Raw genomic sequence first — 22,522 nt, 5'->3', positions numbered from 1 at the left:
ACCTTCGTACGAAATTGCCGTGGTCTCACGTATCGATTGGCCTCTCACGCGGCGGCCGCTGAACTTCCGGGCGGCCGCGACATGGAGTGCTGTGGCATGAGCGCCAACGTTCTCGCCAGTTTTTCAATCCGCGTATGCGCGGGAGTGATCTCTGAAAAGGATCTGCTATGCCCACTGTCACCACTTCACCCGTCGAGCTGATCGCAAGCCTCTATCGGTCCTACAACGACAGAGATCTTCAACGGTGGCTGGCGCATTTCACGGAAGACGCCCTCTGGCTCAACGTCCCCACGGGAGAGCGGTACACGGGAGCCCAGGGACAACAGGACAACTACTTCGCCTGGAGCACCCCTTTCCCACGGGGACGGTGTGAAGACCTGGTGGTGCGTGGCGGTGGCGAGGTGGTGGTGGCCGAGTTCAACGGTGTGGGCGTGCACGAGGGGCCACTGATCACTCCGGCCGGGGAGGTCTCCCCTACATACCGATCGACCTCGCTGGCCTTCTGTGATGTGCACAGCGTCGGTGACGGCAAGATCACCGAAACGCACCGCTACTGGGATCGTGCTGCGGCGGCTGCCCAGCTGGGTCTGTGAGGCAACCACCGGAAAGGACATGCTCGTGAGCACAGCGTTCGTCAATGCCCGTATCTACACCGTCAACCCCGAGCAGCCCTGGGCGGAAGCCATGCTCGTCGACGGCCCCACGATCACGGCGATCGGCACCGAGGACCACATCCGCGATGTGGCCCCGTCAGAGGCTGAGATCGTGGATCTGCAAGGCCGCATGGTCATGCCCGGCATCCATGACGCCCACCTGCACCTGCTTTTCAGCGGGCTGAAGTTCCGCTTTGAGCCCCGCCTGAGCCCGGGTGCGGACAGCCGGCAGATCATCCGGGACCTCACGTCCTGCCCGTGCGCCCATCCCCGAGATGCCCACGGCAACGAGTGGGTCGTCGGCGGCGAGTTCTTCCCTCCGGCCGTGGGTGAGGTGGATCGGCGGTTCCTGGACGAGGCCTTCCCGGACCAGCCGGTATTTCTCTACGACTACTCGATCCATCACGGCCTGGCCAACACCCGCGCCCTGGAACTGGCCGGCGTCGACGAGACCGTGGCCGATCCGCCGGGGGGCCGCTTCCTTCGCCGCAGCAGCGGTGAACTGACCGGCGAGATGGTGGAGCAAGCCCGGTGGCCGGTCATGCGGGCCATACCTGACCACCCCGAGCAGGTCAGCGCCGAGGCCGTGGCCTGGGCCGTATCGATGTGTCACCGCTACGGCATCACCTCCGTCCAGGAGGCCTCGGCCAACCCTCAGGCACTGCGGGCATTCCGGGCCCTCGAGCAGCAAAAGGCCTTGCACCTGAGAATCGCCGCCCACCTCGTCTGGCGCGAGGAAGGCTTCGGCGGGGCCAGTGCCGCCGAGCTGGACCAGCTGATCGAGAACCGGCATCAATGGCGCAGCGAGCACGTGGACACCGGCTTCGTGAAGATCTGGTTGGACGGAGCTCCCCTGCCCCCGCACACCACCCAAGCCGGGCTCACAGAGGAAGGAGACGTGGAGAAGTCCAAGATCCTCGTGCCACCGGCCGAGCTGACCGAAGCTCTCACCCGGTTCGACGCCGCCGGGCTGACCGTGAAGATCCACTGTGCCGGGGAAGGCGCGGTGCGCACTGCCCTGGACGCCATCGCCCACGTCCGTCGGCACAACGGCCCGGAGGGACCGGCCCACGAGGTCGCCCACGCCGGTTTCATCAGTGAGCAGGACTACGGCCGGTTCCAGGAGCTCAACGTCACCGCGGAGATGTCGCCGGCGATGTGGCACATCCCCGAGTACGGGTTGCAGGACGGCTTCCGATTCCGCACCGTACTGGACCACGGGGCATGGATGACGGTGGGCTCCGACTGGATCATCACCGAGAATCCCAACCTGTTCCCCGGCCTGCAAGGCATGCTCCAGCACGGGAACCAAGCAGTGGATCTCACCGCAGCCCTGGAGGCCGTCACCATCGTCGGGGCCCGCGCCATCGGGCGGCAGGATGTGCAAGGCAGCCTGGAGGTCGGAAAGTCCGCGGACTTCATCGTGCTGGACCGGCACCTTTTCGACATCCCCATTGAGGAGACCGGCGCCACCCAAGTGCTGGCCACGGTCTTCGAAGGCACAACCGTCTACACAGCCCCATGAGCAGGGCCATCTCTCCGGCGTCCGAGCATCCAGGGGACTTCAACCATCTCCCCACTCCCTCCCGCCTACACCCAGGCTCTGTGCTGGGTGGTGATCTCCAACGGGGATTGGGAACTGATGTTCAAGCCGTGCGTATCCTGCCACCTCAAGGGCACCGCAGATGCCGAACCGGGAAAGCACACGGGACCGGCACGATGGTCCATCCGCTGGTGAGCTACTTCTGCAACATCGACGTTGTCGGCGGCATCCCGTTCAAGCAACAGGGATAGGGAGGTCTCTGATACGCCGGTACAGGGTGGCCCGCGACATGCCAAGGTCGCGGGCCACCTGAGTGGCCGGCTCCCCGGACTCGATGAGCCGCAGCGCATTGCGGATCTGAGAATCGGTGAAGGTTTGGCGGCGCCCACCAAGATCCTTGCCAGCGGCCCTGCGCTTGGCCACCGAATCGGTGATCCGTTCCCGCTTGATCTCCAGTTCCATCTGCGCCAAAGCGGCCATGACAGTGAAGACCATCGAGCCCATCGGGGTGGCCGTGTCCACGTCTCCCCCACCGAGGTTGAGCACCCGCAGCCCAATGCCTCTCCCCCGCAGCGATTCGGCGAAGGCCAGCATGTTCTGCGTCGACCGCCCCAGCCGATCCAACGTGGTGATGACCAAGGTGTCCCCCGACTCGAGCGCGGCCACCGCCTTATCGAGGTTTGGACGAGACGCGCGGCTTCCAGACACTCCATGGTCCGTATAGATGTCATCGCGCCGCACGCCAGCGCCCAGGAGGTCGGACACTTGGCGGTCAGCATCCTGCTGACGCGTCGACACCCGGGCATACCCGATGAGCTTCCCCATGTCTACCTCATCTGTCTCGCAACTGACGTTGAGCACCCGATTCTAGGGGCATGGATAAAGCACAAGGATGCGAGACACCCGGATCCGCGGGATTATGCGGCCGCAAATGTTTGGGATGAGACGTCTCGTATCCCATGGGATGCGAGTTTCCCAGAGGCGCATAGTGCCGGAGGGGATCAGTCGTGAATGCCTGGGACTTGCCTTTGCGCTCCTCGGGTCCCCCGCCGGTGGTTACCCCGCTGTACCACCGACATGCCCTCCCCCATTTGCCGTGGGCACCCCAGTTCATAAACGCATGAAGATGCACGGACCCCTATCCGTGGGCCGCGGGCCCCGGCACAGTAGCGCCATGACACCAGGGATGATCTGTGAGGTGAGTGGGTGCGCCCAGGAGGCTGTGTCCGTGCTGCCGGTGGTGGCCTGGACGGCGGCCACCTTTTCGGAGCTCACGGCAGCTCCCCTGCATTTCTACTGTCACCTCCACGAGTCGTTGATCAGTGACCGCTACGCGGCCGCTGTGGACTGGACGGCGTGCCGGGACAGCGCCGAGGGCCACCGCTTGGACCCCCATACGCTCCAGCAGATTTGTGCGCACCTCGAAGCCATGCGGACCCCGAAGGCCCAGGCGGTGTACACCGCCCTCGTTCGTCTCACCGGAACGCCCCGAGCTCGAAGTGTCGACGAAAAAGCCAACACGGGGCAGATGCGACAGGGCCGTTGCCCACTTCCGGACCGTCGTTGACGGGAGAAGGATCCACTGAGAGCAGTGACGTTCCTGGCGCGCATGCTCTCGAACGGGGCCGTTGACGCGGTTTGAGGGCAGGCGTCTAATCGATGGAAGGAGCTGGTACCAACTTCTTCTTGGTTCTACGGAGAGCACCATGGCTACTGATCTGCACGTGGAAGAAGGCTACGTAGAGACCCGCGGGGGCCGCACGTGGTTTCGTGTCGTCGGGGCAGGAGACGCTGTCCCGCTGGTCACCGTGCACGGCGGCCCCGGGGGCACCCACGACTATCTGGAACCGCTGGAAGCTCTGGCGGACGAACGCCCGGTCGTGTTCTACGACCAACTCGGTGCCGGCAAATCGGACGCCCCAGAGGACCTCAACCTGTGGACCAACGAGCGGATGGTCGAAGAACTGGGCCAGGTCCTGGAGACCCTCGGCTACCCCCGCATCCACCTGCTCGGCCAGTCCTGGGGAACAATCGTCGCCACCGAGTACGCACTGGGCTCACCGCAACGGCTGGCCAGCCTGATCCTGTCGGACCCTTGTCTGAGCATGCCGCGCTTCGCCGCCGGCGCCGCGGCGCTTCGTGCGGCCCTGCCCGGGCAGGTGCGCGCGGTGCTGGACCGGCATGAAGAGGCCGGCACCACGGACTCCGAGGAGTATCAGGAAGCGGCGATGGAGTTCTACAGCCGGTACGTGTGCCGGCTGGATCCCTGGCCCGAGGTCCTGATGCGCACCTTCAACCAGCTGAACCAGTCCATTTACGAGCGGATGCAGGGCCCGAACGAGTTCACCCTCACCGGCATCCACAAGGACTACGACGTCACCGACCGCCTCAGCTCCTTGGAAGTGGCCACACTGTTCCTCTGCGGTCGATACGGCGAAACCCGGCCTGAGGAAACCGCGTACTACCAGAGCCTGGTGCCCGGAGCCGAGCTGGTCGTCTTCGAGGAGAGCAGCCATGTCCCTCACCTCGAGGAACCACAGCGCTACCTCGAAGTAGTGCGCGACTTCCTGCACCGTCACGACCCATCAGCATCCGGATAAGAATCGGAACCGCCGCTGCTGTCATGTCCCATAGACCGCAGGTAGCCCGTGGACCGGTGAAAGCGGGTCCGGTTCGGGCGGCACCACCTCGGATATGAACAGAACAGTCCGTTCGGCACTCGGGGCGCCGTGAACGACGATGTCACCGGCGACCCCAGGGAGCACTCGAGCCGGACCACGGTTAACCAGGAGCGGTATCGAGAGTCGATGCCCCTGTCACCGAAAAGCCCTGGCAGCAGCGACGTCTTGCTCTACGGGGAACAACTGCCCCATCACCGGGCCTGAGCCCGGATCAGTCCGTCGAACCGGCACCGGAGTCGAGCTCGACAGCGGTGACCGGCCCAGCCGTCAAAACATCCGGAGGCCGGGGCGGGAGATGGCGGTAGAGAGTGGTGCGGGTGATCCCGGTCTTGGCCACGATCTCAGCAATCGTGTGCCCGCTCTCGCGCAGATGCGCGGCGTAGGCCAGCTTGTCCGCATCCACCACCGAGGGCCTCCCGATCCGCCTCCCCTTGGCGGTGGCCACCGACCGGGCATGAGCGGCGCGCTCGAGGGTGTAGGTGCGTTCCATCTGCCCGAACAGTGCCAGCAGCACCACCGCCAGCTGCGCCATCGGATCACTCGGATTGGTGGAGTCCACCTTGATCGGATCGGCCAGGTTGCGCACTCCCACTCCCCGCTCGGCGAGGTCGTGGATTAGGTTCAGGGTGTCGCGCACGGTGCGTCCGAGTCGGTCCAGGGTGTGCACGACGATCACGTCGCCCTGGCGGGCGTAGGCCAGCGCCGCAGCCAGCCCGGGACGATCCGTGGTGGCCCCGGACTTCTTGTCCACATAGATCCGCTCGGGCGCGATCCCGACCTGCCGGAGGGCATCGATCTGCCGATCGAGGTCTTGCTTGGCCGTCGAGACCCGCGCGTAGCCCAATTCCATGCCGTCAGGGTACCGGAAGTCGACTCCGTACGGTCTAACCGGAACTTTGTTATGGGCCTAGCTTTTGGTACCTCATTCGCTATCCATAGTCGTCGAAGAGGGACATCCCCGCTGGCCGTCCCACTACCAAGGAAGTGGGACGGACATCAAAGCCGGGTCAAACCCTTGATTACCCCGAACTCGGCCGGCCCGGCGACTCCGATCGGGCCGCAAGACTTCGATGCCGCCATTTAGCTCCGTCAGAACACCGCCACTTGTCGCTGCGGTTCACAGACTGGGGGCAAACGATCATGCCGGCAACCGACCGGTCAGCACCCCCCATCCTGCTGGACGGGGGAGCTACGAAGAAGGTAACGGGGCTCCTCGGGCTGCCCAGCCCAGACGTCGACCCCCAGAAGCCTCCGCACCGGTGAAAGCCCACGCATCCCGGCCTCCTTCGAGACCCCGGAACCGCGCATGCAACGCCCAAGGTCATCAACCCAGTCCTCCAAAACCCCGGTGCATCGCTGGAGGCTTCTGAAGCCTCCACAATTACCCCTGCACTACCTCCCGAACGTCAACTCCGAACGACATCACCCAATCTTCAGTAACTGCACATAAGCAAACGGGGTGCGTTTAGGCGTTTGAACGCTTCACATAAACAACAAGATCTTCTTCGCGCCTAATCTGGTTAATAAGGCAGGCGGGGGCTTGCCGCCCATGCAGGGGAGAAGGCCTGGAACCAGGTTCAGCAGATCAGGAGGACGGTCTCCGTCACTACTGATCGACTCAACGATTCCGGGATCCGCAGCTGAAAGACACCGGTCCGGCTACGGAAACCTTTGACCTCTGCTCTTTTCAACACAGGACGCCCTCATCAGGGCGCGCGCAATTTAGGGGAACACCATGAACAAGAGAATTCTGTCCGGGATCGCGGCCACCACGTTCGCCGCGACGATGGCCTTCGCGGCGCCCGCCTTGGCGGCCGTCACCTTCGACCCGGCCACCGGCAACGGGTTCGTCGGCAAGGGCGACGTGCAACTGGCCTTCGGCTGGAACAACAAGCAGCTGCAGGACAACGCAGGGCAGGTCGATTTCGAAGCGGTGACAGAGTCGACCACAGTAGGAACTTGGACTTGTGACAGGGACGCTGGCCCTCAGACGCAGGAGCGGTCGAGGACGACCACCACGACTACGTCCGGAGTCGTCGATGCGATCGCTCGTGAACGGAACCAAATCACGGGTTTCACCCTTTCGGGGTATTCAGGCACACCGGTGGAGGTAGTCACCGGTAGCGATGGTCCTGCTTACCTGACTTGCCCCACCGGTTGGACGGCGATCAACCCCGAGCAGACCACCGAAACTGGACCTACCACGTTGTACGTAAAGGTGGGCGACACCCGGGTCGCGATCGGTTGACCTCCGCCTCTCACTCCGTTGAGCCGGCAAATATTTCCCGCCGCGCCTAGCGATAAGGAAGGCCTTCCCGGTTTGACCGGGAAGGCCTTCCTTATCGCTGTGACCAAGAGCTTCGCCTGAGCTGATCAAGACGCTAGCAGGAATACATGGAGATATGTCCGATGCTTCTGCGCCATACGGACCAGTATTTTTCACTCCTCGCGGAGAACGCGGAAGGCGCTCTGGCGGTCCTTGACGCGCAGTTTGCGCAGGACGGTCGAGACGTGGACGCGCACCGTGGTCGGGGAGAGGAACAGCTTGTCCGCCACCTCCTGGGTGGACAGGCCCTCAGCCAGGAGCTCCATGACCTCCGCCTCCCGTGAGCTGAGCTTGGCCGCGGCCTCCGACTTCCGGCCGAAGACCCGTCGGCTGGGTCCCCGGAACTCCTGCAGGATGCGGGTCACCAGTGCCGGGGACATGGCGGCTTCCCCGGTGAGCACTCCTCGCAGGTCGCCGGCCAGGGTGGTCAGGTCGGTGCTCTTGAGCAGGTATCCGGCGGCGCCGGCCCGCAGGGAGTCGAAGAGGTCCTCGTCCTCCCCGGACTGGGTGAGCATCACAACCGCGGTCTGCTGCAGAGTGCGACGGATCTCCTGAGCGGCGTGGATCCCGTTGCCGGGCATGTGGATGTCGAGCAGCGCCACGTCGGGGCGGTGCCGCGTGGCGAGCTGGATTGCTTCTTCGGCGGTGGCTCCCTCTCCGCACACCTCGCACCCGCCCGCTTCCAGGGCCTGACGGACCTTCGCCCGGATCCGGGCGTGGTCATCGGCCATCACGACCCGAAGCCGATCACGGGCTACCACGTCACCGTCACCACGCTTCCTTCCCCGGGTTGCGACGTCACCTCCAGAGACCCGGGCAGAGTCCGGGCCCGGTCCCGCATGCTGATCAGACCATAGCCCGCCTCGGCGCCCGTGGTCCGGATGACGTCGAAGCCCGTCCCATCGTCCTGGACGACCAGCCGCCGACGGCCACCGTCCCTGCTCAGACGCACATGCAGGTGCCCGGCGCGACCGTGGCGCACCGCGTTGGCCACGGCTTCACGGGTGATGCGCAACAAGGTGTGCTGCTGCTCCGGGCTGGCGTCGATGGAGTGGTCGAGATCGGTCTCCAGTTCGACGTGGTAGCGCTGGGCCAGCTCCCGCGCCGTCCGCTGCAGGACGACACCCAAAGGCTCGTCCCCACCCCGGCCGAGGACGTGCACCGCAGCGCGGGCCTCATCCAGCGCCCGGTCACTGGTAGAAAGGATCCGGTCCCGGACGGGGAGGTCGGGGGGAAGGGAGAAACCCTCCATCCGTAGCAGCACGAGTTCCTGGATGACCCCGTCGTGCAGCTCACGCGCCAGGCGGCGCCGGTCCTCGAGCACGGCCACCCGGGAGGAGGCGTCCCAGTACTGTGTGATCTCCTGAGCCGCCCCGATCAACAGCAGCAGGTAGAAGCCGGTCCGCAGCAGATCACCGGTGTAGAGCCAGTCGGTGTAGAGCGAGGGGAACAGGACGTAGTTGACCCGGGCGAAGGCCGCCAGGGCGCACGCCGGACCCAGCCAGCGCAGCAACGGGTCGGCCCGGTTGGCCGCCCGCAGGGTGAAGGCGATGGACGCCACGAAAAAGCACAGCGCCGCGGCTCCCTGGACGCTCAGGAGCAGGGGGTGGCCCGCCAGCAGCGCCGGTTGCGCAGCCACGTCACCGGGCCGATCGAGAGCCACGGGCAGGCCGGACCGCCCGGCCCACAGGGCCAAGGTCGCCACGCCGATCACCACCATGGGAACGACCACCGGCAACGGCCACGACACCCGGGGCGCTTCTCGGGCCGGGGGCACCAACGCGGCGGCCGCCACCAGGACCGCACCGACAAGCCGCAGCGTCAGCGGCAGCCAGACCTCGAGGACACCACTGCGGTCCTCGCTGAACAACTCGCCCACCCAGGACAGGCCGAGCCCGGCGACCGCCAGGAACACGAGCCCCTGGGCGAGCAGCAGGTCCTGCAGCTTCCGGCGCCGCACAAACCGCCCCGAGAGCAGATACGCCACCAGCAGGGCCACACACGCGTCCGCCGAGTCCAGCACCAGGTGCAATGACGGGCTGTGGTAGCCGAACAGCACGTGGGGACTCCACACCACCAGACCGGTCATCACCAATCCGACCGCCCACCCGGCCAGCGTCAGGCCGGCAGCACGCCCAGGACGTCCCTCATCCCGGCGGTCGTCCACGGGGCCGTAGGTGGAGTGCATGCAACGGATCCTACGGCCGGCCCAGGACGGCCACCCGCTCTACCCCCGGTCTCTCGCGCCGTCGACACCTACCCCACGGCCTGTCCGCTGCACTGCCGGCTGGCCACCGGAGCCAGGCGAGAGCCAGGGCATCCAGTGAGGTTGTCAACGCCGAGCGAATATTGAACCCTTATCGCCGTTGAATCCGCCCGGCGCCCGAGGGTCAGTGTTCAGGCGGCATCGACAGAGGTATCCCGACGGGCCGCGGGAGACTGTCCGACCTGACTCGTGTCACTTGAGAGCTTCTGGCGGCAACCCCACGTTTGTCTCGCAACCTCGACGTCTCCTATCCCTTGGCCTGCGATACGCGTCAACACGCCGAAAGCCCCTAAGACTCAGTCTCACCCGCCAGCGAACCTTCACCAGAGACAGGGTCAGCCGGCGAAGCGTTCATAGGCACTCTGCCGGGAGGTGTTCAACGCCCACCCCACCCCGGCCCACGAGGCCCCGCTCCCCCGGGCGTCTCCCACGGCGTCGCGCAGCGCCACGCCGGCCCCGCGCTCGAGCAGGCGCAGGAACCTCACTCGTTCCAAAGCACGGTCGGCGCTCTCCTCGGTCTTCGCGGCCGCCCAGGCATCCGCGGCCATGCGCAGGAACTGGGCTACAGCCACCCCGTCACGGCCATCCACCGGCACGGAGTGATCAGCCAGGGCCGCCCCCAGCTCCCATGCTGCGTGCGGCGCCGTCACGCCTTGCTGTCCGTCGTGCTCGAGCACGTCTACCTCCGAAGTGTCATGAAACCCTGACATCGTCAGGATCTCCTGACGTTGCTACAAGGTCAAGGGCTCCAAGCTGGCACCAAGGCACGCATTTCTCCTACTGGCTCCAGTCTCGCAACCAAGGCGTCGCACAACCTTTGGGCTGCGAGACATCGACCGCGTGAATCGACGGACGCGGAAGTACGGAGCCCGACCAGCCCGCGAGGATGTCTAGGATGAAAATCATGAGTTACCTCGAAAGAAGCACGAGGAGCACGTGAACAGCAAGAAGGCCTGGGGCATAGCGCTCCTCAGTAGTGGAGCTGGACTCACTGTTCTCCTTGCTGTCCTTGGCAACGTTGAGCAACCCCCTAGTGCCCAAACGCAAGGAACTTTGGCTGCCTTAGCTCTGTCGGCACAGCTGGGCGCCTCTTGGGTATTTAGTGGGTTGGGTCGTGCCGATCCCAGCATGGCTGAGCGCGCCATTTCACGACTTATGACTGTGGGGCAGCGGGCAGCCGATGCACGCATCGAAGTCGAAAAACTCCATGAAAGCAAATTGACGGCAGTCGAGTCACGCAATGCCATGGGACGACTAAGCGTCACACTGAGCTACCTCGAGGAAGGTTACGTCGAAGCCATCAAAGACTGGGAAGTATTTCATCCGGACGCAGTAGAAAAAGCCAGGTTCAAAATATCTAGCGAAACAGAGGTCCAGAACAATGGGTGAAGCAATACTAAGGGGCAAAGTTGCCGCCCTCCTCAACGAAAGGGAGGCGGCCATCAACCTGGGGAACGAAGATGGGGTCGAGGTGGGTGATCGATTTGCAATCCTTGCCTCTGAGCTTATTCCCGTTACCGATCCAGACACAGAAATGTCTCTTGGCGAAGTAGAATATCCGAAGGCCATTGTCAAGGTTGTAAGGGTAACTGGCCCTCACTTATCGATCGTGAGGACGTTTCGCACTATACGTGGACGACCCAGCGTCCTAGGGACTAGCTTTTCCGCCACTCCCGACAGAGTGGAAACACTTAATGTCGATTCACAAGACACTTTAAAATCGAACATAAAAGATGAACTCCTTCTTGTAAGGAGAGGAGATCCGGTAGTCCTAGCTACAGGTGATGCATATTTGAGCGATTAACTAAAATGTAAACTTCGCTTTGTGTGGGCGAATCCACAGCATTGAATGCGCTATGCCTTCACATAGCAACAATCGCAAAATAAAGGACATTCGTGGAAAACACCGGTGAGGCGCAGGAACCTTTAGCCTTCGTCTCCTACTCGTGGGACAGCGAAACTCACAGCAACTGGGTAATCCAACTGGCCACTCGCCTACGCAGCCATGGAGTAAATGTTGCCCTTGACCGCTGGGACACCCGGCCGGGAAGCGACCTTAGTCTCTTCATGGAGCGCGCAGGGGACGACACATACCGAGTCATTGCCATCGTGACGTCGGCGTATGCAAGAAAGGCCGATGCGGCGGAAGGCGGCGTCGGTTACGAACGCAAGATGATCGCCCCTAGTCTCATGAAGAACCTCCACGGAAATCGAGTGATCCCGGTAATCCGTGACAACCCCGAAGGTAAGCTCCCCCGATTTCTCGGAACCGCCAAGTACGTCGACTTCCGCGATGACAAGATGTACGAGGATAGATACTACGAATTACTTCAAGAACTCCATGGCTTACCAGCCACACCAAAACCCCCACTCGGCAACAATCCCTTCATACCTCAGGCCGGGGACGACTTTCCCGGCACTTCGTTGCACGACCAGACACGCTATTCAATGCCAGCACTCGAAGGGGCGGTCTCGTTCGATTATACGAACAACAACGGACATTTCATAGTAGGGACCGGAGAACGAAAATTTACTCTCGACTTTTCTGTCGCGGCCCATGGTTCTATCTATATTTACAACACCCCTCCCAATATCAAAACCGTCGCCTTAGCGCCGGGCGTGAAGACCCCCAAAGAAGTTGGCGATGCATCTTCGTGGGACGCCTCTTCTCGATACCGCATAATCCGCGTCGGGGACGCTGCGATCTTGCGAAACCAAAACGATTACTGGGCAGCTGTGTTTGTGGATGAAGTACACACAAGGGAAAGCAATCCCACAAGGGAAAATTTGGTGAAGTTTCGTTATTTTATCCCCGCCGCTTCCAGGGCAACATTTGATACGTAAGCGTCGCTATGGGCACAGAGTGAGCGCTACGATCCAATGTCGCTGTGAGCGGGCCGGGATTTTCGCACTTGCCCACTGCACGACCCACCTTTTACGACTCGGCAATTTCCAACTTTGGTAACCTCCTGATTACCTCGACCGTTCGGACACTGACCGTAGTCACCCGTTTGACGAGCTCGAGGATGTAGCGAGGTTCCCCATGTTCGATACCCCAGTCGTTGGGGTCGTTAGTAATGCCGGACTTGCTGTCGACCTTGATTTGATATCGGTCGATCAGCCAGTCAATCCCGGACCGTGCCCCGAGCATGTAATCATGAGCGCCGGCGGGGAGGCGCTCGAGGGTAATCCAAGGGTTGTAGACGAGCTTCGTTTTATCATTCCCAGGCCCGTACTTCATTTTTCTCACCCGGTAGAGCTCTATGGCTTCTGTAGGTGCTTCGCCTTTGACAACCTCCGTTAGTGGATATGGTTCTACGGCCTCGTAACCCAGGTGCAGTTCGGCAAGTTGCTTGCCCGCTAAGGCGAAGGCATTGAAATCTGCGGCGGTGGTAACTTTGGGAATACGAGGAAGCATCTTGGTCAGATCAGATGCGTAGGCAGATCGATAATCCGGCGAATGCAGCAGGCCATAAATGTAATAAAAGATGTCGTCCTTTGTTACCTCTGAGCCATAGCCATTCTGATACTCACCGAGAATTTCATCGGTAATGTTGTCGATCCGACGATACCCATGCTTATCAATGTCGCCGAGAGAACTATCGAACTCGAGCTGACCATAGAGGCCCTTCGCTTTCTCGTATGTCCACCGAGGGAAGAATTGTCCACCACTGCCAGCCCCTGTGACGTGCAGGTTAGGAACGTCGTCGAGCATGAGGACCGAGAAGGGCACCGCCGAGCCTGCACCAACTACGTAGAACCCACAGTTCTGGTGATACGGAGTTGGGAACATTGTGGGGAGCAAACCCCGTCGTTCATTAAGTCCTTCACCGAAATAGACCCACTGCTTGGAAAACGGTCGATAGGTACCCGATATAACATTGGTTGCGTCGAACTGAAAGCGGCGATTACGCATGAGATCGGCGCTGAGTCCTGCACTCCAGCTGATATGTGAAGGATCGTTGTCGACCTCTTTTGCCGTAATCGATCCATTAGCAATTAGATTTGCTTGCTCATTATAGACATCGATCATGCTGCGCATATTGGATTCGACTGCGATGTGCGAATAGTTGTAACACCAGGTGTCACGGTTCGTCTTGAGTCCGCCCGAGTAAAAGCGGAAAATTGGGTATCCCGTTTTTTTAGGGTTTCGGTCTCCGAGTGCCGTGTGCGATGTAAAAATACTGTTGCGTTGATTGGTCCAGTCTCCAGCCTCATTCGGCTCGATAACTTGCCATTCGATGGTGTTTAGGGTGGAGTGGTTTACAATATCGAATTTTTCCTCACGGGTGAGGTAGTCCCCGATATCGCGGTAGTGGATGGCACAAGTCCCAATGTGGGCAGGGTTTTTGACGGCCACGAGGATGGCGACTGTGTTGCGACTGCCAGATCCGAAAACCTTGCCACCCTCTTTACGAGATTGCTCTCCAGCGGTGCGTTGATTTCCTCGAAGGTTGAATATGTAAAGGCTGGAGAACTCCTCCGCCAGAGTAAGTCGTAGACCGTCGGCGGTGTTGCCATCGATCCATCCACCGTTGGTGACATAAGCGATAACTCCAGAGTTTCCGATGCGGTCGGTGGCCCAGCGGATAGCGCGGATGTAGGAATCGTAGAGGCTGTTCTTAAGAGTGGCCGTGGATCGTGCCGCATAAGTGCGTTCAATGGCTTCATCCAGGGTGGGATAGCCCATGTTCGCGTTATTGTCGTTGGCGCTGGACTGACCAACCGAGTAGGGAGGATTCCCGACAATGACCTTGATCGGCGCCTCGAGCTGGGCTGCGGCACGGTCGTTGTTAGCGGTGAACATCTCAGTGTCGAGGGTGTCGTTGTTCTCCGACATCTGGAAGGTGTCGGTGAGCACGATACCTTCGAAGGGTTGGTAGTTTCCGCCGGCCATCCCGTGGTAGGTGGCTTCGATGTTGACGGCGGCGATGTAGTAGGCCAGCAGCATGATCTCGTTGGCGTGCAACTCACCGGCGTATTTGCGGGCTAGATCGTGTTGATTGATGATCCCGGACTGCAACAGGCGGGTGATGAACGTGCCGGTGCCGGTGAATGGGTCGAGGATGTGCACGCCCTCATCGGTAAGTCCGCGGCCGAATTCGGCCCGAGAAACGTCGTCGGCGGCCCGAAGGATGAAGTCGACGACCTCGGTGGGGGTGTAGACGATGCCCAGGGCGTCGGCCTGCTTGCGGAAGCCGAGCTTGAAGAACTTCTCGTAGAGCTCCGCGATGATGCGCTGCTTGCCCTCTGCGTTTTCGATGCCAGCCGCGCGCATCCGCACGGACTCGTAGAAGCCGGCCAGCTTCTCCATCTCCGCATCCAGACCACGGCCCTCCAAGGCGTTGGCCATGGTGTCCATGACGATGGAAACCGGGTTGTGGGCGGCAAAGTCATAGCCCTCGAACAGGGCGTCGAAGACCGGCTTGGTGATTAGGTGCTGGGAGAGCATCGAGATCGCCGACTCGGCGTCAATGCTGTCGTTGAGGTTCTCCCGCAATCCCTTCACAAACGCGGCGAACTGCTCCGCCACCGCATCGTCTGCCTGGTCGACCAGGGCGCGGATGCGGGTCTGCTGGGCGGCCGCGATGTCGGCGACATCCTTGGCCCAGTCCTCCCAGTAGGTCCGGGTGCCGACCTTGTCCACAATTTTCGCGTAGACGGCGTCGCGCCACTCCAGCTCCAGGTTGAGCATGCCCTGCACGCCGCGGCGCAGCGCGTCCTCCTGCTCCCGCTCCGTACTCGTCTTGTCGGTGTACTCGTCATCGCCGCCTCCGGCGCCGACGTGACCGATCATCAGCTTGTCAGTGGCCTGGGACTTGTTCAGGTCCAGTTTGTTGACCATGGCGTTGAACCGGTCGTCGTGGGCCCGTAGGGCCTGGAGGACCTGCCAGACGACCTTGAACCGCTGGTTGTCCGCCAACGCCTGCTCCGGGGCCATCCCCGCCGGCACCGCTACGGGCAGGATGATGTACCCGTAGTCCTTCTCGGGGGCTTTGCGCATGACCCGGCCGACGGACTGGATGACGTCGACCACGGAGTTGCGCGGGTTCAGGAACATCACCGCATCCAGGGCCGGGACGTCCACGCCCTCGGACAGGCACCGGGCGTTGGAGAGGATCCGGCACTCCCCGTCCGGGACGGGTGCCTTGAGCCAGTCCAGGCGGTGGTTGCGTTCCAGGGCGTTGTAGGTCCCGTCCACGTGCTCCACCGAACACCGCAGGATGTTGTCGCCGGCGGCCTCGTAGGCGTCGATGACCTCTTCGAAGGTGCCGGCCAGGCGCTTGGAGGTCTTGATGTCGCGCAGGAACGCCACCGCCCGCTGCATCGGCTTCTCCCCCGCTCCGAAGCCGCCGGCCCCGTTGTGGCCGGTGCGCTTGGCCAACCCGTTCCAGCACCCCACGATCCGGGTCGCGTCGTCCAGGGTCAGTTCGTGGTTCTCATCGGCCAGCTGTTGCTGCAGCGGCCCGGCGATGTACTCCTCGTCAACGGTGAGCACCAGCACCTTGTAGTCGGTCAGCAAGCCCCTGCCGACGGCGTCGCCGAAGCCCAAGCGGTGGAACTCCGGGCCGTAGACGGTCTCGTCGTCCATGGAGGTGAGCACCGCGGCGTTCTCGGTGGCCTTGGCTTTGGTCTCCTCGGCGAAGATCCGTGGGGTCGCGGTCATGTACAGCCGCTTGGCGCCGGTGATGTAGTCGGCGTCGTGGATCTTCACAAAGTTCGACTCGTCCACCCCGGCCAGGGTGGCCCCGGTGGTGCGGTGGGCCTCATCGCAGACGATCAGATCGAAGCCCGGGGCGCCCTGGGCCTGGGCGTCGTGGATGACGGGCAGGGACTGGTAGGTGGAGAACACCACCGACACTTCCGGCTCCCCCACCTCTCCCGTGATGGCGTGGGCGAGCTTGGTGGCGTCGGTGGTCACCGGGATCACCACGTCCACTGTGGAGATGTCCTCGGCTGCCCTGGAGGCCTTGGTGTCCGAACACACCGCATAAGAGGCCATGGGCAGAGCGGTCTGCCCGGTCCATTCCCGCAGCGTCTGGGACATCAAGGAGATCGACGGGACCAGGAACAGCACCCGGAACGCCCCGGTCCGACCCTGCTCCCGGGTAGCGGCGGCCATGGTTTCCACCAGCTTCAGGGAGGTGAAGGTCTTGCCGGTGCCGCAGGCCATGATCAGCTTGCCCCGGTCCTGGGTAGTGAAGCCGGCGGTGACTTTCTCGATCGCTTCCTGCTGGTGCGGGCGCGGTTGGTGCTTGGCTGCCGGCTTGAGGTCGACCTCGAGCTGGTCCTCGGCTGGCCAGGCCACGTGCCAGTCGATCGGGGCCGCGGCGATCTCCGACAGCCCGATGCGTTGCACCGGGATGGTCTGCTTCTTGATCGTCTCTTCGGCGTTGCCGCCCCAGTGCTCGGTGGTGGAGACGATGATCCGGTTGGAGAAGCCCTCCTTGCCCGAGGCGGCCAGGAACGAGTCGATGTCGGCCTTGGACACGTAGTGGTGCGGTTCGTAGAACTTGCACTGGATCGCCGTCCACGACCCGTCCCCACGGTGCCGGGCCACCAGGTCGATGCCGGTGTCGGGTTGGCCGTTGCGGCCCTCCCAGTCCGACCAGCGCATCACCCGGTCGAAGGTCGAGGAGTAGATCGGGTCCAGCTCGAAGTAGCGGACCATCAGCTCCTCGAACTTCGCCCCCCGGTCGTAGTTGGTGCGCTCCTGCCGGAACGCTTCCATCACCTCATGGACCGAAGTCGTCACCGGGTCACTCCTACTACTCGACTGCACTGGGGGCACGATCGAATCTACCGGTCGGATTCTTCCAACCCGTCCAGGCACCGCAGGATCGCGCCGGGCAACTCCAGCCGGTCAAGCCGATAGGCGACCACTGATCCTGGGACTCCGGCTTCAGGGATGCCACGAAGCGGTTCCTCCCTTCCGCGGTGGGAGTGCCCTCGCCCTTGTCGAACTCGTCACTGGGCACCCACCACACGCCTGCTGCGGTTGACCGTGCTCGTCGTCCACTGCCACGAACAGCAGTGCCCGGTCATCGCGAGCTAGTGAGAGATCCAGGCAAGAAACTCCTCTGCCGTGAAGATCGGTTTTCCGTACTTGTCAGCGTCCAGGGCTTTGTTCGACTGCGACCCATCCTCGGCGCAGACTAGGACGTCGCATTTGCTTTTGGTCACGGTCTTGACGGGGACGAGGTGGTGAAGAGTGGCGAGGTCCTCATAGTCGGCTTTTTCCACCCTTCTGCCATCACCGTCGTAGAAGGTTCCGGTAAAGCACACCCGAGTACCCGGCGTAAGAACGGTGTGAATATCCTGCTCTTCGTTCTCCTCCCCCTGGGGATCGAGGAGGGGGTGTCCGAGGTGGCCTTCAAGTTCCCGGAGCAGGTCTATGCTCCGGTCGTTCATACGGCTCCGCCCAACCGTGGCCCGCAGGTGTGCTGCAAGGATCTCCTCGGAGCTCGAGGACTCGGAAAGGACACCGCCCATGCTGAAGCTGCTTGGCTTTTGCTCCCGGGTGAGGAGATAGCCGGTTCGAGGCTCTGGATCGGGAAAGACGTCTGCGAAGGCGTCCGATGGCGGCCGGCACTTTGCAATGTCCCGTAGGGCACGGGCGCGGTCGAGAGCGCAGGTGGCGTTGAGGTTTTCCCGTTCTTGCTGAGACAAGTCCGATCCATTGATCTCGATACCGATGGGCATGGGGGCGACGTAGCCATTGCGCTTGAGCTCGTAGTCGAGATATCCGAGGTCGCGGTCGATGTGGATCCCGACAGGCGTCCGCCCAGCCAGGTGAGGCGCCAGCGCGGCCCAGGCTTCGGTCAATAGAGGGGCCAGGAGCACATCGCTGGCCGTGATGCCGTAGGAGGTACGGGCGTCCCCGAGGTCGCGAGTGGGATTGATCAGAGTGGTGACCTCGGTGCCGTCGTCGGTAACCAAGGCGATTTCCACCGGGCGAGGTCGCCAGGTCCGACCCACGTCGCCCACGGTGCAGATGCCGAGGTACACGTTGCCCAGTGTCTGTGTCTCGGTTCCCCCGGAGTGGAGGAATCGGCGGATGCGCTGGTCGACCTTGAGGTCTTTCGGCTCGACTCTGCGCCGCAGCACGATCCCGTCCATTGACGTGCATCGGCTGAGAGCAACGTAGAGCTGCCCGTAGGCGAAGGTGCCTCCGGTGAGGTCGACGACGAGGCGGTCGAGGGTTTGTCCCTGGCTCTTGTGGATGGTGATGGCCCACGCCAGGCGGAACGGCAGCTGGGTGTACTCTCCGATCACTTCGTGGTGAAGTACTCCGCCTTCGACCACCGGGCGGGTAATCGACCAGGTATGGGGATACACCTCTACTTTTCCCGAGTCGGGAAGTTCTATGGTGACCACCGTGTCGCCGTTCTCAATGCGGTGGTTAGTGATCCGCCCGATGGTCCCGTTGACCCAACGGTCGTCCTGGTCATTGGTCAGCAGCATGATTTGCGTTCCGACCTTGTACGTGAGGTTGTCCTCGGTCGGCTTATCGAAACCGTCCAGGTCTCCGCTGCAGATGGCTCTGTGGTGCAGTTCCGGGTCGGGGAGCTGGTCGAGCATTTCGCGGTTCCGGGCGGCCGCGATCCGATTAGTCGCGGTCAAAGTCAGCCAGAACTCGTCGATAGGCGGTCGGAACGACGAGTCGGTCCGGGTGTTCAGCTCCGTGCGAGCCTCGTCGAGCAACGCCCCTTCCCGCACATCGTTGAGGATGTCGACGAGCCGTGAGTCACCGACCTGGCGGAACACCTTGGTGAGCTCCACCAAGGGGAAGTGATCCCGGTCGTAGTGGTCAGCGGAGAAGAAATACGGTGTGGCGTACCGCGTGCTGAAGTACTCGTTCTCGGGCTCGAGCACTACCGGAGGCAACTGGTACAGATCCCCCACCAGGATCAGCTGCACTCCGCCGAAGGGTGTGCCGCGCTTGGGTCCGAAGCGTTCCAGCGCGAGGGCCAGGCAGTCGAACAAATCGGCGCGGACCATGGACGCTTCGTCGATGATCAGCGTGTCGAGGTTTCGGAGGGTCTTGATGAATCGCCTCGGGAAGTACTCGGGCGAACGCACGTGCTCGACGGTGGTCGTGGAGTGGAACGAGAACAGCCGGTGGATCGTGTAGCCCTCGACGTTGAGTGCAGCGATGCCGGTGGGAGCTGCCACGACGACATTACGACTCGTGGTCGCGAGGAAGTGGCGGATGAGAGTGGACTTACCGGTACCGGCCTTACCGGTCAGGAACAGGTTCTCCCCACGCTCCAGGTGAGACAGTGCCTCCTCGAACTCATCTGTCAGCACCAAAGTCGACGTCTGGTGGATGGACACATGGACTCCTTTCGCGTATGCAAACCTCAGCATTTCACGAAGTAGTTGCCCACCCTCTTGTGTGATGTCCCATGAAGAAGCGTGCACTTCTCTGGCACGTAATTCCGCCGATCCTTGGCCCCACGTCGAGGCCTGATGGGTTCCACGTCCCTCGTCGAAGGGAGGGTTCGGTTCGTTTCTGAGCCTCAGAATCTGCCATCCCTGGGTTGACCTCCCAAAATCGGTAGGGCGTCCACCACATCACCTATGGTTGCAATTGCAACCCGATAAGGAGATGTCACTATGCCCCCCGTAGACACCACGCCACGCGGCGTCACCGTGCTCGACATTCATGCAGGACAGTGGGCCCTCTGGCAGGTCTCTGTGACCACTATCGAAGGCCCGTTGCGGGCGACCTCGACGAACGCGGTCATCACCGACGGCTTCGACGAGAAGGCGTTCTTGTCTCTGGCTTACCAGCGCCCCGTTCTACTGACGGCGCGGGCGGCCCTGGTGTGCACGGAGCCCATGGTTCTTGAGGCTCCGCAGTTTGACCCGGAGAGCTTTATCGAAAAGTGCCGTGCCTGGACAGACCTGTTGCAGGAGAAGTTCTGGGCCGAGAACGATCGGCGGGTGGCCCTCAACGCGGAGAAGGCCCGCGACCGCAAGGAAGCGAAGGCCGCAGGGCTTCCCGACCCAGATCCCCAGTACAAACGATTGGCTCCGCTGAAGGACATGGATTGGCCTGCTGCACCTCCGGCTGGCTCCTGGACCACGGAGGGAAACAGTACGGAGGCGCTTAACGTGGAGGCGCTGCGGGTGGCCAACGGGTGCGCCCGCTTGCTGAACTACTGGGTGGAAATTGAAGTTGAGCGCACCAACAAGAGGCGTACTTACTTCGAAGGAGTCGGTGAGCCAACAGTGCGTCGATGGCCGGTACCCATCTCGTCGGATGTAGAGGAAGCAATGCCCCTCGCGGTATGAGCCGCGTGTTGTAGCGCGAGAAGATGAAGCACCCTCACTACCTGGTCGAACTCCTTGGTGGGTCGCCATTGCCGACGTCAGCGGTGGCAACAGCCACAGCCCGCTCCCAGTGTCAGCCACAGACTCCCTCGATGAAGCAATACTTCCCATTTTCCGCGGAGGAGAACTTCCAGCATATTCACCAAAACCAGATTCAGATAGCCGCACCCTGTCCACACTCAAACTAAAACAGTCGGGGACTTACCGGTAGGGTGAACCCGTCGGTGAAGACGCTCACGGCAATCTCCGTTTTCTATCCCCTCGACGTTCCGCACTCCCTGCGAGAATGATGGGGTGGTCCCGGCGTTCAGGACCGCGGGCGTATTCCGGCTCAAGACATGACGAAAATTAAGGGAAGGCGCTGTTTTGGCTCAGAGTGTGCAGATCATCCTGGAAGACGACCTGGAGGGCGGTCCTGCTGAGGAGACCGTCCAGTTCGGTCTGGACGGCCGGCAGTACGAGATCGACCTCTCCACCGCCAATGCGGAGAAGCTGCGGGAGGCCCTGCGCCCCTACGCCGCCGCTGGCCGGCGGGCCCAGGCCAAGACCGCCCGGACCACCGGTTCTCGTTCCTCCACTGGTGGTAACCCGGAGACGGCGAAGATCCGGGCCTGGGCGAAGGAGAACGGGTACGAGGTTTCCGACCGCGGCCGTATTCACCAGTCCGTCAAGGACGCCTACTACGCCGCCCAGTAGACCCCCCACTCCCCCACCCGGACACCCCCTCGGGCCTGACCGGTGCTCCAAGACATCGGGATCTGATGCCGGCGGTCACGGCCGCGGCATTACCGGGGGAACGTCTCGGGGCAGGGCTCGAGCACGAGGGCCCTCACCATGGCCCCTCCGCACGATCAGCAGCCGGTGATGGGCTGAGGATCCGTTCCCGGCCACGGTGCCCCCGGGACGCCCCGCGTCCAGCCTGGACAGCGCTGGTCGTCCCTTTGGCGCCCGGGAACAGGCCTCGCTGGGGGTCGGCCCTGACCCCTTGCGGACGGGGAGTGGGCACCCGCGTCGATCGACGGCCAACGGGACCACCTACCCCATCCCGCCGCCTGTCCAAAGAATGAGGAACCCGGCCCACCAGCAGTGGTGAGCCGGGTTCCTTCCTCATGGACCATGGGCAAGCCGCCCGCAGCCGCACCCCTCCCCTATCGGGGTCCGGGTGTTATCGGTTGAGCTGTTGGGCGTAGGCGCGCACGGCGTTCTCGATCACCGCACGGGCGGTGCCGTCGTGCTCGGTGAGCTCCTCGATCAGATCGGAGACGTCCTGGGCCACCCGCACCCCGAGCTGGATCGTGGGTTCCCGCCGCGGCCGGCCGCGGCCACGCTTGGGTGCGGCCACCGCAGGCTCCGCCACCGGTGCCGCCTGCACCGGCGGGGACGACGCCTGCGGTGTCGCAGGCTGGGATGAGGTAGCGCGTGGGGGTGTGTAGTCGACCGGATCGATGTGCTCATCCGGTGCCGGGCGGGGCCGGCGACGGGCCAGCGAGGCGGGACGCTCGGGCTGCTCGGTCATCGCAACACCTTCTTCGCGATCGCCGTGTAGGCATCCAGCACCCGGGAGCCCTTGCGGTACTGGCCGTACCACTCCCCCGAAATCCGCACCTCCTGGACGATCGCCCGGTCCGGAATCAACGGCTCCAGGAACAACCCGGTGGCACGCAGCTCCTCGAGACTGGCCACCGCCGCCCGGCTCATGATCGTCTCCTTCAC

Annotated in this window: 18 protein-coding genes; 9 read left to right on the top strand and 9 right to left on the bottom strand. The window is 62.7% G+C overall.

The annotated features are described in order from the left end of the window. The first annotated feature begins 167 nt into the window (after positions 1-167). Both ACH9D2_RS07170 and ACH9D2_RS07165 read left to right on the top strand, forming a co-directional pair. Entirely contained in the window at positions 168-593 is a 426-nt protein-coding gene (locus tag ACH9D2_RS07170) for a nuclear transport factor 2 family protein (protein WP_396362152.1), read from the top strand. Next, a complete protein-coding gene (locus ACH9D2_RS07165) occupies positions 562-2,178 on the top strand; it encodes an amidohydrolase family protein (RefSeq protein ID WP_396362151.1) in 1,617 nt (538 codons plus the stop codon). Before ACH9D2_RS07170 ends, ACH9D2_RS07165 begins: the two co-directional genes overlap by 32 nt. Before the next feature lie 252 nt (positions 2,179-2,430). On the opposite strand, the gene ACH9D2_RS07160 is transcribed toward ACH9D2_RS07165, so the two are convergent. Then, a complete protein-coding gene (locus tag ACH9D2_RS07160; RefSeq protein ID WP_396362150.1) occupies positions 2,431-3,021 on the bottom strand; it encodes a recombinase family protein in 591 nt (196 codons plus the stop codon). Between the two features lie 881 nt (positions 3,022-3,902). Here ACH9D2_RS07160 and ACH9D2_RS07155 point away from each other — a divergent pair. Then, complete coding sequence (locus ACH9D2_RS07155; RefSeq protein WP_396362149.1) at positions 3,903-4,796, top strand: proline iminopeptidase-family hydrolase; 894 nt, start codon at positions 3,903-3,905, stop codon at positions 4,794-4,796. A 292-nt stretch (positions 4,797-5,088) separates the two neighbouring features. Here the strand turns inward: ACH9D2_RS07155 and ACH9D2_RS07150 are convergent, their stop codons facing one another. Beyond that, on the bottom strand, positions 5,089-5,727 hold the full coding sequence (locus ACH9D2_RS07150; protein ID WP_396362148.1) for a recombinase family protein: 639 nt from the start codon (positions 5,725-5,727) through the stop codon (positions 5,089-5,091). An 885-nt stretch (positions 5,728-6,612) separates the two neighbouring features. On the opposite strand from ACH9D2_RS07150, the gene ACH9D2_RS07145 reads away from it, so the two are divergent. Next, positions 6,613-7,125, top strand: coding sequence for a hypothetical protein (locus ACH9D2_RS07145; protein ID WP_396362147.1), 513 nt, complete (start codon positions 6,613-6,615; stop codon positions 7,123-7,125). Between the two features lie 191 nt (positions 7,126-7,316). On the opposite strand, the gene ACH9D2_RS07140 is transcribed toward ACH9D2_RS07145, so the two are convergent. The 3 genes from ACH9D2_RS07140 to ACH9D2_RS07130 form a co-directional block, all read right to left on the bottom strand. Next, positions 7,317-7,934, bottom strand: coding sequence for a response regulator (locus ACH9D2_RS07140; protein ID WP_396362146.1), 618 nt, complete (start codon positions 7,932-7,934; stop codon positions 7,317-7,319). 23 nt (positions 7,935-7,957) lie between these two features. Continuing rightward, positions 7,958-9,391, bottom strand: coding sequence for an ATP-binding protein (locus tag ACH9D2_RS07135; protein ID WP_396362145.1), 1,434 nt, complete (start codon positions 9,389-9,391; stop codon positions 7,958-7,960). 413 nt (positions 9,392-9,804) lie between these two features. Further along, positions 9,805-10,146 (bottom strand): hypothetical protein, encoded by a 342-nt coding sequence (locus tag ACH9D2_RS07130; RefSeq protein ID WP_396362144.1) that lies wholly within the window; start codon positions 10,144-10,146, stop codon positions 9,805-9,807. A gap of 259 nt (positions 10,147-10,405) precedes the next feature. Between ACH9D2_RS07130 and ACH9D2_RS07125 the strand changes: the two genes are divergently transcribed. From ACH9D2_RS07125 to ACH9D2_RS07115, 3 genes are all read left to right on the top strand, one after another. Further along, positions 10,406-10,858, top strand: a complete 453-nt coding sequence (locus tag ACH9D2_RS07125; RefSeq protein WP_396362143.1) for a hypothetical protein — start codon at positions 10,406-10,408, stop codon at positions 10,856-10,858. Continuing rightward, positions 10,851-11,273: a hypothetical protein gene (locus ACH9D2_RS07120; RefSeq protein WP_396362142.1), complete on the top strand. Its 423-nt coding sequence runs from the start codon at positions 10,851-10,853 to the stop codon at positions 11,271-11,273. The genes ACH9D2_RS07125 and ACH9D2_RS07120 overlap by 8 nt, the downstream gene beginning before the upstream one ends. 92 nt (positions 11,274-11,365) lie before the next feature. After that, positions 11,366-12,313 carry a TIR domain-containing protein gene (locus ACH9D2_RS07115; protein WP_396362141.1) on the top strand — a complete coding sequence of 316 codons (948 nt, stop codon included), beginning with the start codon at positions 11,366-11,368 and terminating at the stop codon, positions 12,311-12,313. 91 nt (positions 12,314-12,404) lie between these two features. Here ACH9D2_RS07115 and ACH9D2_RS07110 read toward each other — a convergent pair whose 3' ends face one another. Continuing rightward, entirely contained in the window at positions 12,405-17,225 is a 4,821-nt protein-coding gene (locus ACH9D2_RS07110; RefSeq protein WP_396362140.1) for a DEAD/DEAH box helicase, read from the bottom strand. Between the two features lie 296 nt (positions 17,226-17,521). After that, entirely contained in the window at positions 17,522-19,807 is a 2,286-nt protein-coding gene (locus tag ACH9D2_RS07105; protein WP_396362139.1) for an AAA family ATPase, read from the bottom strand. 282 nt (positions 19,808-20,089) lie between these two features. Between ACH9D2_RS07105 and ACH9D2_RS07100 the strand changes: the two genes are divergently transcribed. Continuing rightward, complete coding sequence (locus ACH9D2_RS07100; RefSeq protein ID WP_396362138.1) at positions 20,090-20,770, top strand: hypothetical protein; 681 nt, start codon at positions 20,090-20,092, stop codon at positions 20,768-20,770. Between the two features lie 405 nt (positions 20,771-21,175). Then, the gene (locus tag ACH9D2_RS07095) at positions 21,176-21,505 is read left to right on the top strand and encodes an Lsr2 dimerization domain-containing protein (protein ID WP_396362137.1); all 330 of its coding nucleotides are present in this window, start codon (positions 21,176-21,178) and stop codon (positions 21,503-21,505) included. A 469-nt stretch (positions 21,506-21,974) separates the two neighbouring features. Here the strand turns inward: ACH9D2_RS07095 and ACH9D2_RS07090 are convergent, their stop codons facing one another. After that, the gene (locus ACH9D2_RS07090) at positions 21,975-22,151 is read right to left on the bottom strand and encodes a hypothetical protein (RefSeq protein WP_154676738.1); all 177 of its coding nucleotides are present in this window, start codon (positions 22,149-22,151) and stop codon (positions 21,975-21,977) included. Between the two features lie 170 nt (positions 22,152-22,321). Beyond that, the gene (locus ACH9D2_RS07085) at positions 22,322-22,507 is read right to left on the bottom strand and encodes a hypothetical protein (RefSeq protein ID WP_223286391.1); all 186 of its coding nucleotides are present in this window, start codon (positions 22,505-22,507) and stop codon (positions 22,322-22,324) included. Positions 22,508-22,522 lie beyond the last annotated feature (15 nt).

Origin of the sequence: Kocuria rhizosphaericola (assembly GCF_044462205.1) — a bacterium.
Lineage (GTDB): Bacteria > Actinomycetota > Actinomycetes > Actinomycetales > Micrococcaceae > Kocuria > Kocuria rhizosphaericola.
This window is presented reverse-complemented; position numbering and strand designations above follow the sequence as displayed.